The organism is Rhodococcus sp. NJ-530, assembly GCF_003860625.1.
Taxonomy (GTDB): Bacteria; Actinomycetota; Actinomycetes; order Mycobacteriales; family Mycobacteriaceae; genus Rhodococcus_F; species Rhodococcus_F qingshengii.
On sequence record NZ_CP034152.1, the window covers coordinates 1,239,784 to 1,254,181 of the forward strand.

Annotated in this window: 15 protein-coding genes and 1 riboswitch; of the genes, 4 read left to right on the forward strand and 11 right to left on the reverse strand. The window is 62.0% G+C overall.

The window, feature by feature from the left end; genetic code table 11:
• Positions 1-25: 25 nt before the first annotated feature.
• From EHW12_RS05680 to EHW12_RS35120, 3 genes are all read right to left on the reverse strand, one after another.
• Positions 26-814: a hypothetical protein gene (locus tag EHW12_RS05680; protein WP_003945568.1), complete on the reverse strand. Its 789-nt coding sequence runs from the start codon at positions 812-814 to the stop codon at positions 26-28.
• A 70-nt stretch (positions 815-884) separates the two neighbouring features.
• A complete protein-coding gene (locus EHW12_RS35115; protein ID WP_241199111.1) occupies positions 885-1,292 on the reverse strand; it encodes a hypothetical protein in 408 nt (135 codons plus the stop codon).
• Between the two features lie 44 nt (positions 1,293-1,336).
• Positions 1,337-1,756 carry a hypothetical protein gene (locus tag EHW12_RS35120; RefSeq protein WP_241199112.1) on the reverse strand — a complete coding sequence of 140 codons (420 nt, stop codon included), beginning with the start codon at positions 1,754-1,756 and terminating at the stop codon, positions 1,337-1,339.
• 369 nt (positions 1,757-2,125) lie between these two features.
• Here EHW12_RS35120 and EHW12_RS05695 point away from each other — a divergent pair, with 369 nt between their 5' ends.
• Entirely contained in the window at positions 2,126-3,502 is a 1,377-nt protein-coding gene (locus tag EHW12_RS05695) for a wax ester/triacylglycerol synthase family O-acyltransferase (protein WP_065456059.1), read from the forward strand.
• On the opposite strand, the gene EHW12_RS05700 is transcribed toward EHW12_RS05695, so the two are convergent.
• From EHW12_RS05700 to EHW12_RS05710, 3 genes are all read right to left on the reverse strand, one after another.
• The gene (locus EHW12_RS05700; protein WP_125050384.1) at positions 3,503-3,904 is read right to left on the reverse strand and encodes a PPOX class F420-dependent oxidoreductase; all 402 of its coding nucleotides are present in this window, start codon (positions 3,902-3,904) and stop codon (positions 3,503-3,505) included.
• An 83-nt stretch (positions 3,905-3,987) separates the two neighbouring features.
• Positions 3,988-4,854 carry a hypothetical protein gene (locus EHW12_RS05705; RefSeq protein WP_125050385.1) on the reverse strand — a complete coding sequence of 289 codons (867 nt, stop codon included), beginning with the start codon at positions 4,852-4,854 and terminating at the stop codon, positions 3,988-3,990.
• A gap of 12 nt (positions 4,855-4,866) precedes the next feature.
• Positions 4,867-5,844: an HAD family hydrolase gene (locus EHW12_RS05710; RefSeq protein WP_125050386.1), complete on the reverse strand. Its 978-nt coding sequence runs from the start codon at positions 5,842-5,844 to the stop codon at positions 4,867-4,869.
• Between the two features lie 177 nt (positions 5,845-6,021).
• Here EHW12_RS05710 and EHW12_RS05715 point away from each other — a divergent pair, with 177 nt between their 5' ends.
• The gene (locus EHW12_RS05715; protein WP_125050387.1) at positions 6,022-8,382 is read left to right on the forward strand and encodes an arylsulfatase; all 2,361 of its coding nucleotides are present in this window, start codon (positions 6,022-6,024) and stop codon (positions 8,380-8,382) included.
• Between the two features lie 15 nt (positions 8,383-8,397).
• Here EHW12_RS05715 and EHW12_RS05720 read toward each other — a convergent pair whose 3' ends face one another.
• The 5 genes from EHW12_RS05720 to EHW12_RS05740 form a co-directional block, all read right to left on the reverse strand.
• A complete protein-coding gene (locus EHW12_RS05720; RefSeq protein ID WP_116057144.1) occupies positions 8,398-9,171 on the reverse strand; it encodes an ABC transporter ATP-binding protein in 774 nt (257 codons plus the stop codon).
• Positions 9,168-10,208 (reverse strand): iron chelate uptake ABC transporter family permease subunit, encoded by a 1,041-nt coding sequence (locus EHW12_RS05725; protein ID WP_125050388.1) that lies wholly within the window; start codon positions 10,206-10,208, stop codon positions 9,168-9,170. The genes EHW12_RS05720 and EHW12_RS05725 overlap by 4 nt, the downstream gene beginning before the upstream one ends.
• Positions 10,205-10,957: a class I SAM-dependent methyltransferase gene (locus EHW12_RS05730; protein WP_125050389.1), complete on the reverse strand. Its 753-nt coding sequence runs from the start codon at positions 10,955-10,957 to the stop codon at positions 10,205-10,207. Before EHW12_RS05730 ends, EHW12_RS05725 begins: the two co-directional genes overlap by 4 nt.
• On the reverse strand, positions 10,958-11,971 hold the full coding sequence (locus EHW12_RS05735) for an ABC transporter substrate-binding protein (protein WP_073513490.1): 1,014 nt from the start codon (positions 11,969-11,971) through the stop codon (positions 10,958-10,960).
• 57 nt (positions 11,972-12,028) lie between these two features.
• Positions 12,029-12,210: riboswitch (cobalamin riboswitch) on the reverse strand.
• Between the two features lie 41 nt (positions 12,211-12,251).
• A complete protein-coding gene (locus EHW12_RS05740; RefSeq protein WP_073513493.1) occupies positions 12,252-13,109 on the reverse strand; it encodes an SIP domain-containing protein in 858 nt (285 codons plus the stop codon).
• A gap of 156 nt (positions 13,110-13,265) precedes the next feature.
• Between EHW12_RS05740 and EHW12_RS34550 the strand changes: the two genes are divergently transcribed.
• Entirely contained in the window at positions 13,266-13,424 is a 159-nt protein-coding gene (locus tag EHW12_RS34550; RefSeq protein ID WP_155419158.1) for a hypothetical protein, read from the forward strand.
• Positions 13,425-13,590: 166 nt separating this feature from the next.
• Positions 13,591-14,382 carry an SDR family oxidoreductase gene (locus EHW12_RS05745; protein ID WP_042920159.1) on the forward strand — a complete coding sequence of 264 codons (792 nt, stop codon included), beginning with the start codon at positions 13,591-13,593 and terminating at the stop codon, positions 14,380-14,382.
• Positions 14,383-14,398: the final 16 nt, after the last annotated feature.

Below are 14,398 nucleotides of genomic sequence, written 5' to 3' on the forward strand. Positions count from 1 at the left end.
ACTTCGTGAGTCGCCGGTGCTTGCTCTACTGCGTCCGCAGGCTGTCGGCGCCGATGTTGAACACATCGCTTGTGGTGGTCAACGAGTTGTGACCACTCGAAGACGGAACGTTGGCGCGAAGATTGACTGCCCAATTCAATGCGCCGAACAGTCCACATCCAGATGCGCCCGGTACCGCGAACGTCTGGTCGGCGTGCGTCACGTTTCTGACGGCGGCGGTATCCGGAAATCCTGGAACTTCCTCCAGGACACCATTTTCGGACACTCCGAGTTTGAACATGATCGGGTTGCTCGCAGAACCCAGATAGCAGTTGCCGCCCAGCAAGGGGTTGGAGATCTTCAATCTTGCCGGAAGTGTGACACCGAGTTGGAATGCGTCGACTGTTGGCAACGCGACCGGTTCGACTGTTGCCTTGATGGTGGTCAAGCCGCCGGGGAACGGTATACCGAGCCCGAAGATTCCTCCTGGTACCTCGATGGGGGTGGAATAGACGCCTTTGGTGCCGTCAGTGGGAGGAATGAAGATCTGGTCGAACCCGAATTCTGCGTCGGGGTTCTCGCGATAGGCGACACCGCCGGCGATATTCAACGAGCCGGAAGGAATCGGTACTTTGAGCCCGTTGATGTTCATTTCGCCGCCTTTGACGACGACATCGACACAGGTGCTTGTCTCCGGATTGGCTATCGGGCACTTTCCCCAGCCCCCGAACGGCGCATTGGGCAGCGGGGCCGCCGTCGCGGTTGACACCGCCCCGAGAGTGAGGACTCCCGCTGCGACGACGGCGAGCGCGGCTCTGAATCGTATTGTGCGCATGGACAAGTGAACTCCGTTTCGAGGTGGCAATCTGTCGTCGATGAAGGTTCTGTGGCAGTGGGTTGGATTGCTAGTTGGCACTACGTTCGGCAACGACGGCAGCGGGTTCGGGTGAGCCGGCCGGCTGGGGCCTGAGGCTGTCGGCACCGATGTTGTAGACGTCACTCGTCGTGGCGAGGGAGTTGGACGTGGTGGACGAGGGAAGCCCGGCGCGCCAGTTGACGATTGGATTCAGAACGCCGAACGGGCCACACCCGGAAGCTGTCGGGACCGCGAAGGGCTGTCCGGTGTGCCCGGTGTTTCGAACGACGGCAGTATCCGGGAAACCTGGAACCTCTTCGAGGACACCGTATTCGGTCACATCCAAGTTGAGTTGGACGGGGTTGTTGTCCGAGCCCAGGTAGCATTTGCCGCCGAGGAGAGGGTTCGCGATCTTCAGTTTGACGGGTAGCTTCACACCAAGCTGAAATGCGTCCACGGTGGGGAGTGCAGACGTCGACTCTACGGTGGCCGAAGCCTTGTTCAGTCCGAAGAGATTGTTGAATGGCAGGTCGATTCCGAGTGCGCCCCCGGGGATGTCGATGGGTTTGGCGTAGATCCCCGACTGTTGTCGTTGGGTGGGATGAATACTTGGTCGAATCCGAATTCAGCCTCTGGATTCTCCCTGTATGCAACTCCGCCTGCGATGCGCATCGCCCCGGCGGGAATGTTGACGGAAAGCTTGCCGATCTTCATGTTTCCGCCGGTGACCGTGACGTCCATACAGGTGCTGGTCTCGGGATTGTCGATCGGACATGAATCCCAACCGCCGAAGGGGATCTCCGCTGCCGGGGCGGCTCCTGCAATGCTTGCTGACAAGCTTCCCACCGCAGCGGCGGTGGTGAACACAGTTGCGGTGGCGAGTGCGCCGAAAAGCCCACGCGACGTCGAACGTCGGGACATGTATTTCTCCTTTGGGTACAACCGACCAGTCGGGATTGTGATGATGAGTGACGGTAGTCACGTGTGACTTGGATGTACAGACAATTTGAAACAATTCCGACAAAAGTATTACTGCGATCGCCTCCGCTACTACTTGTGGCTGTGAGGATTGAAATTTGTTGCAGTGCTCTGTGTCTCGTCATTCACCCGCGAATCGCTGTGAGGTGCTTCGACCCGAAAAGGCGTTCGTCGACGGGAATATCGGACTCCTGTCGAAATCGAGGGGGCAATGTTTTGTCGGAGTCGCCAATGAGGGAAGTCAGGGCGAGTAACTTTGTCGAACAGCGGCTGATCGGTACTCCGGGCAGCTGCCCGAGAGAACGGATCGCCATGACGCTGATGCTGCCGCTCGACTCGATGTTCCTACTGATGGAGTCACGGGAGCATCCCATGCACGTCGGTGGCCTGTCGCTTTTCGTTCCGCCGGAAGGGGACGACGGCGAATTCGCCAGGTCGCTCTACCGTTCGCTCACCGACGTCGACTCGATTCGGCCACTCTTTCGCCGCAAGCCGGTGCAGTTCTTGTCGAACTTCGCGCCGGTGCGTTGGACGGAGGACGCAGACGTCGATCTCGAGTATCACGTCCGGTTGCTCGCGCTACCCAAGCCGGGTCGAGTCCGCGAGTTGCTCGAGCTGACCTCCATGCTCCACGGCACGCTGCTCGATCGGCATCGGCCGCTGTGGGAGGCGTACGTGATCGAAGGTCTCGCCGACGGCCGAGTTGCCGTGTACATGAAGACGCACCACGCGCTCATGGATGGTGTGTCTGCTGTTCAGGCGTGGTACCGCAGCCTCTCGTCGGATCCGCACGATCGACATTCGATGCCTCCATGGGCGCAACGACCTTCTTCGGGGCGGGTTCGTGCCCGTCGCGGGCTGGACCTGCAGAGGCGGGTGGGCTCCGTGATCGAGACTGTGCAAGATGTGGTCGGGGTCGGCCCTGCGATAGTGAACGCCGCTGCCTCGGCAGTGAAGGACCACGTCGCACCGTTGCCGTTTGCTGCCCCGAAATCGATCTTCAACGTCCCGATCACCGGAGCGAGGCGTGTCGCCGCGCAGTCGTGGCCGATCGAGCGCCTGCGCAAGGTCAGCTGCGTTGCAGACGTGACGCTCAACGATGCGGTGTTGGCAATGTGCGCGGGTGCGCTACGGCGATACCTGATCGAACTGGACGAGTTGCCGGACAAACCGTTGATCGCGATGGTGCCGGTATCCCTTCGCAAAGGCGAAGAGGGTGAGGCTTCCGGCAATGCCGTGGGTGCGGTGTTGTGTGATCTGGCAACCGAATTGGCAGATCCGGCGGCCCGACTTCAGAGAGTTCACGACTCGATGAGTAGCGCCAAGTCCCTGATGTCGGGCCTGACGCCCCTGCAGATCACGGCGCTCAGTGCATTGAACGTCGCGGGTCTCGGGCTGCCGCTGATCCCTGGTTCATCCCGACTGATCACTGGGCGTCCAGTCTTCAATCTGGTGATTTCCAACGTCCCCGGCCCGACAACGACGCGCTATTGGAATGGCGCGAAGCTCGAGAGCTGTTACCCGGCATCGATTCCGTTGGACGGGCAGGCGATGAACATCACCGTCATCGGCTACGCGGACACCATGCAGTTCGGGCTCGTCGGCTGTCGCCGCAATGTTCCGCACTTGCAGCGGCTCCTCGGCCATCTCGAGGAATCCTTGAGTGAGCTCGAAGCCGCCGCAGGCTGATCAATTCGACTCGCGCCTTCCGACGTCACGTCCGTTCACGACCAACTGGTGGACGTCCAGCTCCTTGTCGTCGAGGCCGAAGCTGATGATGCGTTCGGGGTGGATACGGATGATCGGCGCGTCGAGACCATGCGCAGCAGCACCTGTAGCATCCAAAGCCTCTGCCCGTCCACGGATTTCGACGCACCTGACCCGCCATGGATCTACGGATGCGATGTCGTCCACGACGAACGCGACCCGACCGTTGTCTGCGACATTGTGAAACTTACGGCTGCCCGTCATGTTGTAACCGCTGATGTCGATCGTGGCTGTATCCGGGTTGTAGTGGAACCCGACCGGACTGACTTGCAGCGTTCCGTTCCGTTGAACCGTCGCGAGGCGACCGAGAGTCTGTGTGGCCAGGTAGTCGTTCGATTCGGGTGAATGTCATGAAATCACGCTAGAACCTGAACTGCTGTAGAGGTCAAGAACTCCGAACGTACAACTCATTCCATCTCGTCGAGGGCCTCTTCTGCTTCGTCGACCCGCCACTCGGCCTCGCGAAGTTTCTCCTCGGACTCTCGAACTGCGACGCGGGCAGCCTTCTCGGTGTTCTTGGCGAACTGTCGTTCTTGTTCTGCGTGTTCGAGATCGGCGCGGAGTTCTTCGATGCGACGGTCGAGGTCGGACAGCTTTGACCTGGCATCCTCGAACTGGGCGGTCTCGGCCTTGACCCGTCGTCGGATCTTCTCGACGCCTGCCCTGGCTTCCTTCAATTCTGCTTTCGCCTTGGCTTGTTCGGCCTTGCGATCCGGAGCAGTGGACTTGGCCGGAGCGTGTTCTTCGGTGTGGATCGCAGGGGCGTCTTGTGCAGAATCCTCCTCCACTACAGCAAGTCCCGCCGGCCCGAAACCGCTGTAACTCGCGGCGGTCACGACCCGTCCGAGTCGAACCTGCGCGGCAGTCTCCTCATCGGCCAGGGCGGCATTGAGAGTCTGCGCGACATCGCGCAACGAATCCTCGCCGACGCTCTTTCCCCGCGAAGCGGCGATCTCACCGGATTTGTGGGCGAGACTCCGCACCACCTGCTGCCTCTGTGTCGTCAGCCGTCGCAAGTCCGGGCCCGAGAGATGGCGTTGAGCGTCGCGTAGCGATTCGCCAAGCGCGAGAAGTGCATCCAGATCCTCTGGTGCATCGCGCGAGATGAGATTGACCAACCACCCCACGGTGGTCGGCTTCCGAAGTTTTCCGATCTCTGCGGCCAGTGTGCGGTCGTTGTCGTCCCGGGCAGTCTTCACATGCTTTGTACGCGCCTCTACGAACTCGCCGGGGTCGAGGCCGTAGAGTTCGTCGGCGACATCATCGAGGGTCACGTATCAATACTGTCATTCGGCGAATCGTTCGAAGACTGTCTTCCAGTCGTTCTTGATGCTCACCACCGTCCACCCGTTTGCGCGCGAGACGTCGAGTGCGTGCTCGGCCCCGTCCACGTAGTCGAACTCGCGTTCCGGATCGTCATGGAGCACCAGAAGGCGAAGTGCCGGAACGTTCGGGTGTTCGGCGAACTTCAACATAGGTAGGTCACCGTTGCTGTTTCCGGCCGCGATGACAGGTCGTCGGCCGATTCGGTTCCAGATCTGTACGGGCTTGGCCGGCCCGTCGTCGACGACATCGGTTTGGGGCTGACGGAGAATTGTGCCGCTGTGCCCGTCGTCCTTCCACGTCAAGGCCACGCCGCTGCCGATGACGCGATCTCGGGGGATGCCGTAGACCTCCTGGCTGATCGGACGCATGAAGTCACGTCCGCCGCCAGAGACTATGTAGTTCGAGAATCCCTTGGCTGCAAGGTAATCGAGCAACTCCACCATGGGTGCATAGCTGCAGTGCAGATACTCGCGACCGAGAGTGGGGTGCGAAGCAGTGCGCAGGTAGGTATCGGCGTGGGTTTCGAACTCGTCGACTGTGACTTCGGCGAATGCCGCCAGGACACCGGCCGCGAGCACCTTCAGTGCGCTGTCGTCGCCGCGATAGTGCTTCGAGATCACTTCGTTCAACCAGGCGTAGTCCTTTTCGAACGCAGCCTGCCACGGTTGACGGTTGCGAAGAGACGGATCCTGGGCGGTCATCTCGACGAGGCGGCGCAGGATGAAGTCGAGTTGGATCGGCATCGGCTTCTCACACCACAGGGTTCCGTCGTTGTCGAAGACTGCGATCCTGTCTTCCGGTGCGATTTCGTCCGGACTTCCCTCAGTCGTCGCGCGTTCGACGAATTGCCTGATGGCCTGTTTCGGCGTGCCGTCCTGCCAGCTCGGAAGCGGGTCAGGGTTATCGGAGGTGGAGGCTTCAACGAATTGACTGCTCATGTGGTCCCTGGCTTCCAGTGAGGTGATGACAGACCCGGCACTTTCATACTCGGACTTCCTGCCGAAAGTGGCATCGCCCATTTCGGGCGACAGCGCTTCGGTGAGCACAATCGGGGTATGCGATTGACCATGCGGCCGTAGAGGCTGGAAATCAGATGACCTACAAGGAGCCAGATCATGGCCAACGCATTCAAAGGCGTCGTCAACCTCGATATTCGCGATTCGATTCCCGACTGGAGCCCGTACGAGCAGCCGAAGGCCGCCGCCGGCACACCGAATATTCTTTACATCGTTCTCGACGACGTCGGATACGGCGCCTTGGGTTGTTACGGGGGACCGATCGAGACGCCGAACATCGACCGCATCGCGGGCAACGGATTGCGGTACGGGCAGTGGCACACCACAGCGCTGTGCTCCCCGACGCGATCGTGTCTGCTCACCGGGAGAAACCACACGACCAACGGCATGGCCTGCATCAGCGAGTGCGCGGTCGGTTTTCCCGGCGGAAACGGTCACATCCCTCCCGAATGTGCCACGCTCGCCGAGGTTCTGGTCGAGCAGGGATTCAGCACCGCGATGGTCGGCAAGTGGCACCTGTGCGCAGAAGACGAGATGAATCTTGCTTCCACGAAACGGAATTGGCCGGTCGGCCGCGGATTCGAGCGGTTCTACGGCTTTCTCGGCGCCGAGACCAATCAGTGGTATCCCGATCTCGTCCACGACAACCACCCCGTCGAACAGCCGTCGACGCCCGAAGAGGGGTATCACTTCAGCGTCGATATCACCGACAGAGCGCTCGAATACATCGGTGACGTGAAGTCGATAGCTCCGGACCGGCCTGTATTTCTCTACTACGCACCCGGGTGCGCACACGCTCCGCATCACGCGCCCCGCGAATGGGCCGATCGCTACGCAGGCAGGTTCGACGCAGGGTACGAAGCCATGCGGGACGAGATTCTGGCCAGACAGAAGGAAATGGGACTTGTCCCGAAAGACACGACCCTGCCCTCACTCAACCCGATAGGCACTCCTGAGACCCGCACCGGGCCCGACGGCGAACCGTTCCCGCCGCTGGATTTCACCCGCCCCTGGGACACTCTCTCCGCTGACGAGCAGCGACTGTTCTCACGGATGGCGGAGGTGTACGCGGGCTTCCTCTCGCACTGTGACGATCAGATCGGACGCCTGCTCGGATACCTCGAAGAAATCGAGCAGCTCGACAACACGATCATCGTGGTGGTCTCCGACAACGGTGCCAGCGGTGAGGGCGGACCCGACGGATCTGTCAACGAGAACAAGATTGCGAACGGCGTACCCGACGACCTAGCCGAGAACCTGGCGAAGCTGGACGAGTTGGGCAGCACCGAGACGTACAACCACTATCCCAACGGGTGGGCGATGGCGTTCAACACGCCCTTCAAGATGTGGAAGCGGTACTCGTTCAACGGTGGAACCTGCGACCCATGCATCATCTCGTGGCCGGAGGGCATCGATGCCCGTGGCGAGATTCGAGATCAGTACCATCACGCCATCGACGTCGTCCCGACTCTGCTCGACTGCGTCGGCGTCGACTTGCCTGACACGGTGAAGGGGTACACCCAGCACCCGATTCAAGGCGTGAGCATGCGGTACAGCTTCGATGCCGGCAACATCCCCACCGCCAAGCACACCCAGTTCTATTCGATGCTCGGAGGACGAGGAATTTGGCATGACGGCTGGAAGGCCGTCACCACGCACCCGACTCTGAGCGGGTGGGGCCATTTCTCGGAAGACACCTGGGAGCTCTACCACACAGAGTTGGACCGAGCCGAGCTCCGGAACCTTGCGGATGAAGAACCCGGCAGGCTGGCAGAGCTGGTGGGGTTGTGGTTCCACGAGGCCGGTGCCAATCAAGCTCTGCCACTGGACGATCGGTCCGGTGTCGAACTTCTCACCACGCCTCGCCCTCAGTTGGCCCCGCCGCGAAACCGGTATGTCTACCGCCCGGGCGGAGCCGAGGTGCCGGAGGCCGTCGCCGTCAACCTTCGTAATCGTTCATTCTCGATCGGGGCAGTTGTCGATTTGGCCGAACCCGGTGCGACCGGTGTGCTTTTCTCGCATGGTGGCAGGTTCGGTGGTCATTCGCTGTACGTCAAGGACAACCGCCTGCATTACGTGTACAACTTCCTCGGCAGTGAACAGCAGAAGATTGATGCCACCGAAGACCTTCCGATCGGCGAAAATATGATCTTGGCAGCAACTTTCGAGAAGGAAGGCGAGGATCCGCCGGGCACTGCGCACGGGGTGCTCGGCCTCTACTACGGCGATCGGAAAGTCGGTGAGGGCAGAATCCGCACTCAGCCAGGCAAGTTCAGCATCGGTGGCGGCGAAGGGCTCAATGCAGGCCGTGACAGCGGGGAGCCCGTAACCGACGACTACCCGGGTAAGTCGCCGTGGGCGTTCACGGGTGGAACGCTCAGCCGGGTGGCCATCGACGTCAGTGGTGAACCGTACGTCGACCTCGAACGCGAAGCAGTGGCGATGCTCTCGCGTGAATGACAGTTCCGAGTGCGTCTAGTTCGAGCCGGGTGGAAGGTATCGCACGGTAGGTACTCCGCCGGGACCGTCCAGGCGAACCTCGGCGTCGACCTGGTAGACCTCGGCTATCAGGTCAGCGGTGAGGACCTCGGTCGGGCTTCCGTGGGCAACGATGGATCCCCGGTTCAGCATCACTATCGAATCGCAGAACATGGCGGCCAGATTCAGATCGTGCAATGCCATGATCGTGGTGGTGGGGAGGCGTCGCACGAGCGCGAGCAATTCGAGTTGATGGTTGATGTCCAGGTGATTGGTCGGCTCGTCGAGTAGCAACTCGTGAGGTTCCTGAGCGAGGGCGCGCGCGATCTGGACGCGTTGGCGCTCCCCGCCGGACAGGGTGTGCCACGACCGGTCCAGCATGCCGGCGAGGTCGGTGTGTTCGATCGCTGCCCGAACGGCGTCGCGATCGGAATCCGACTGCCCACCCCACAGTCCGCGGTGAGGTGTGCGTCCGAGTTCGACTACCTCCGCGACCGTCAGATCGATCTCGGTGTTGCTGTGCTGATCAACGGTCGCGATCCGACGCGCGATGTCGCGGCGTTTCCAGTCGGACAACGGGGTTCGGTCCAGGGTCACGACACCGGATGTCGGACGATTGTGCCCGGCAAGCAGTTTCAGCAGCGTCGATTTCCCCGAACCGTTGGGGCCGAGAAGCCCCACCGTACTTCCGGTTGTAGGCGAGACGTCGAGGTCGTCGACTATGAGCGCCCCGCCGACCCGCCAACTGACGCCGGTAGCTTCGAGTGTCATGGCCTGGCCTTCCGTCTCCAGAGGATGACGGCAAACGCAGGCACACCGACCAGCGCGGTCACCACACCGGCCGGGAGTTCCTGCGGCGCAATGGCTGTGCGTGCCACAGCGTCGACCCAGACAAGGAAGATGGAGCCGATCAGTGCGGACGCGGGCAGGAGTCGGCGGTGGTTCGAACCGACGAGAGCCCGCGCCGCGTGCGGGAGGACCAGGCCCACGAAGCCGATGGCGCCTGCGACGCTCACGATCACCGCGGTCATCAAGGCTGTTGCCAACAACAGGGTCACACGCACCCGCCACACGTTCACCCCCAGCGACGACGCCGCGTCCTCGCCGAAGGCAAAGGCGTCGAGTGCGCGGGAGTGAGTCAGACAGACCGCGAGGCCGACTGCGACCACCGCAGCGCAGAGTGCGACGTCGAGCCAGTCGGCGCCGCCGAGTGAGCCCAGGAGCCAGAACATCACGCCGCGGGTCTGCTCGGGATCGGCCGAGGTGATGACGATGAACGAGGTGAGCGCGGAGAACAGTTGGGTCGCGGCGACACCGGCCAGGATCACCCGATCCGGCGTGCCGCCGGCCGCATGGGCGAGCAGCAACACAAGGGCGAAGGAGATCACCGCGCCGATGAAGGCGCCGCTCGACAAGCCGATCACTCCCGACCCGACTCCGAGGATCACGATCAGTACGGCACCGGTCGAGGCGCCGGACGAGATACCGAGGACAAACGGATCGGCCAGCGGATTGCGAAGCAGCGACTGCATGATCGCACCGCACAACCCGAGACCGGCACCGCAGAGCGCGGCGAGCAGGGTACGCGGCAGACGGAGGTCCCAGACGATGCCGTCACGGATAGGGGTGACGTCCGCCGCGGTACCGCCGAGATGGCCGATGACGATCGAAGCCACCTCACCGACCGACAGACCGGCCGGCCCCAACGTGATTGCCACGGCAGCCGATCCGGCCAGCGTGACAACACCGATCATCCACAGCAGGGTGACGGTCGTCGGGTTGTCACGCAGCCGAACTCTTGTCGTCATCTCACGCCGTAGACCACGCAGTCGTCGAACAGTTGCCAGACCGTCCCCGACTCCCGAAAACCTGCTTGCGCGAGCGCCGCCAACTGGAAGTCGACGGCTGTGGGCGCGGTGGCGTCACGTCCGGCGAATCTGCGCTCACGCTCGTCGGTCAGTGCCCCGATGCCGTGAGTGGCCCGCAACTCGTCCCACCAGCTCTCCCACTCGGGAGCGCCCGCAGCAAAGGCGGAGTGTTGCGTCTGCTCGTCGTGAGCCTTCGCCCATCGCCCGATGACAGGGAAGCGGCTGTCGAAACGAAAGTGATCACCATTGAGCAGGACTCCGTCCGGACTCAGCAGTTCGCGGCACTGCCGGTACACCTCGACGAGCTGCTGCGGTTGCAACCAGTGCAGCGCGGTTGTCGACACTATCGCCTGAACCGGCGCAGCCACCGAATTCGGCCAATCGGCTCCCGCCAGATCTGCGTCGATCAGCTGCAGTCGGTCACCGAAACGCGTCGACGACTGGCGGGCGAGCTCCAGCAGCATCGGGTCGTAATCGATCCCCACAACGCTCGCATGCTCGAACTTCTCGAGAATCCGGGCGCTCAGTGAACCCGGCCCGCAGGCCAGGTCGACAACCGTGAACGGGGCGTGCGCGTGCTGCAATTCGAGAACGTCGAGAATCACGTCGAAGCGCTTCTCACGGTCGGCGATGTATGCCGCCTGCTGGTCGTCCCACCGACGCACCAGTTCACTGATCTGCGCGGACATCTAGACCACACCCAACTGGCGCAGCCCGTCGGAGAGCTGTTCGATGCCACCGACATTGCGGATCGAGGGATCCATCGTCGTTCCTTCGAGGATGATGTAACGCTTGTTCTTCACTGCGGTGAGCTTGCTGGCGACCGGGTCCGATTCGAGGAACGCGATCTTGTCTGCGGCACTGTCGCCGTCTCCACCGCGGTCGAGATCTGCGAGCACCAGCACGGTCGGGTCTCGATCGAGCACACTCTCCCAACCGATTTCGGGCCAATACTGCTTGTTGTCGTCGAAGGCGTTCTTCGCACCCACCGCGTCGGTCATGATTCCCGGTGCACCGCAGCACCCGGCGAAGTACGGAGTCTTCGTGGCTGCGTACCACCACGCCAGCGTCACGTTCTCAGCTCCCAGTGCCGCCGTGGCGGTGGCCGCGCGATCCTTCAAACTCTCGGTGAGCTCGACACCTTTGTCCTTGGCATCGAACAGTGTTGCCACGTCGTCGATTTCGTCGTACAAGTCGTCGAGCGTGAGGGCCTTGCTCTGCTCGGCATCCTGACCGGTGCACTCGCTGGGTGACTGATATGTCGCGACACCGAGGTCGGTGAACTTGATCCGGTCGGCGATGCCCTCCGAGGTGAACGTGTAGTTGAACGTCGTGTAAACCATGTCCGGTTCGCGTTCGAGGACACTTTCGAATGACGGGAACTCGGTGTCGAACGCCTGGACCTGACCACGCGCCTCGCGCAGTTCGGGGAGGACATCGTCATCGCTCATGGCGTACCCGGCCATCCGGTCCTGCACTCCCAGCGCGAACAGCATCTCTGCTGCAGGTTGATTTACCGCGATTGCCCGTTCGATCGGTCGCTCCACCGTGACGTCTCGGCCACAGTTCTGGACTGTCACGCGCGATTGTTCGGAAGAGTTGGATTGTCGGGCAGCACTGTCGTCGGAGGAGCAGGCAACCAACGACGCGCACAACAGGGCAGCGACGGCGGCGGCGGGTAGGTGAAGTCTGGACAGACGCATGGAATCTCGTTCTCGCAGGGGCTCGTTCGCGGAGCCCGTTACCGTGTGAACAGGCGCCTGTTGACCCCTGCTGCCAGCCGGTATTCGGACTCGAGATCGCCCCACCCGAGCGCCTTCCCAGATTCTCATCCAGTGGCGTAAGCCCGGGCGGTCACCCTCACCGCTGCGCGTCAGTTCCGGATTCACACCGGATTCCCTGACCCCCTGTGTGGAGGTCCGCTGGCACAGAGGAACTTATCACCGCAGTGCACCGCCGGTCAGGTCGGCTGGTGTGAGGCAATCAGATCTCGATGGCCAGGTCGTCGATGTCGGTGAGGGTTCCGCCGTCGGCGAGGATGCGCTCGTAGTTCTCGCGTCGACGGAGGTCGATTTCGGTGTTGCTGACGCCCTCCTTCCAGTATCCGAATATCGCGACGTCGTTTTTGTCGAGTCCGACGGTCGATCGAAAGTGCTTCCGGATTGCGCGCATCTCGTTGCGTTCACCGGCGCCCCACACGACGTAGCTCGCGGGATTGGCAAGCTCGCGTGCTCGTACCACAAGTGGGCCGTCGGGCTCGGCCGGATCTGCGCTCACGCGGTGAAGCTCCAGGCCGGGGAGGGCGGGCAGTTCGGCGAAGGCGACCTCGTCATCTGTTGTGACCCAGCCGATTCCGACGACGTCGTTAGGTAACTGCTCGATGATCGAGTGCAATGCGGGTATTGCGGTGCCGTCCAGAAAAAGTGCGATACGTCGACCAGGAACATCAGGGATCAAGAAGTGTGGCCGCGGACCGGTGAGGCCGAAGGTGTCACCGACGGCCAACGCTGCTGCCCACCTCATCATCGGACTGGTCTGTCCGTGCAGGACCACATCGACGACGATCGATCCGCTCGCTGAATCGTAGGAACGCACCGTGTACACGCGCGAAGCGTCGTCGAGGGCCGGCCCGAGATTCATGCGTACGGTCACATTCGGGCGTGACCAGGTCGGATCGTCGGTCGACTCCGTCAAACGAGCCGTGATCCGCAGCAGGTGATCGCTCGGTCGCTCCATCGCTTCGACGATCGCGAGAACGTCGTTGAGTCCGCGATTGTGGTCAGCGGTCCGTAGGACGGTCGTCGGGGGAGTTGTTGTGCGCGAGGCGTCTGCATGTGTCATCGACTGTGCTCCTGGATCGGGTTTTCGGGATGCCGCCAGGTTAGTGCTGCCTAAGTCGAGCGAGTTGTCCAGAAGTGACATCTGATTACCTGAATGATTCGGGTCTCGAAACGACGCGGTTGAGCGAGTGGTGCCGGCGCTGCTACCGTGCCTGTGATGTCCATACGCCGCTGTTCTCTCGCTTCCGGCCGTGCACTGCGCACGGCCCGATTCGGCGTAGCGACTTTCCGACGTGGGCGTAAGGCGATCGACCGCCGCCCGTCCGGTCTTGTCTGGATCGAAAGAGCCTTGGCCGCACCGGCCGGATCCGTCTGACATTCGCCACTTCGGCGAGCATTGCCTCGCCGAGATTTCGCAGTGCCACACCTGTTGCAGTGCTGCGCATTTCCCGTACCTGAAGTTTCTCGCGGGTGAGTTGTGAGTGTCGGCGCCACCGAGCCTGGAATGCCAGCCAACTCGTTTTCGTGAAAGGTACACAGCAATGAATCGTTTCGAAGGTCGTCGTATTCTCGTCACCGGCGCAGGATCTGGAATCGGGCAGGCCACCGCGCTGCGGTTGCTCGCCGAAGGTGGCCGCGTGGTCGCTGCAGACATCTCCGAGCAGGGTTTGGCGAACACCCGGAAATCGGCAGAACATGCTTCGACGGAGGATCGCCTCGACACCGTCGTCGTCGATATCGGTGACGAGAGTTCCGTCATCAAGGTTGTGGGTCAGGCGATTTCGACTCTCGGGGGATTGGACGTACTGGTCAACGCCGCCGGGATACTGCGTGGTGGGCACACCCACGAGACCTCGCTGGACCTGTGGAATCAGGTGCTCTCCGTGAATTTGACGGGCACTTTCCTCGTCACCCGCCAGGCACTGCCGGCTCTCCTCGCCACCGCCAACGCAGTCGTGGTGAATTTCAGTTCCACCTCCGCGGCCTTCGCGCACCCGTACATGGCCGCGTATGCCGCAAGTAAGGGAGGAATCCAGTCCTTCACTCACGCACTGGCTCTCGAATACGGCAAGCAGGGTCTGCGTGCCGTCGCGGTGGCTCCAGGCAGTGTGAAGAGCGGGATCACCGACACTACGGCGTCGTACTTGCCGGAAGACACCGACTGGTCGCTCTTCGGCAAGTTGTCACCGATTCTGAGCACTGATCTGGAGTCCGGTGGTGCCCCCATGGCCGGGCCGGAAAGTGTTGCGGGAGTTATCGCGATGCTGGCATCCGACGATGGTGCCTTCATCACGGGCACGGAGATCCGGATCGACGGCGGCACGCACGCCTGATTCTGCGTCCGTCTGA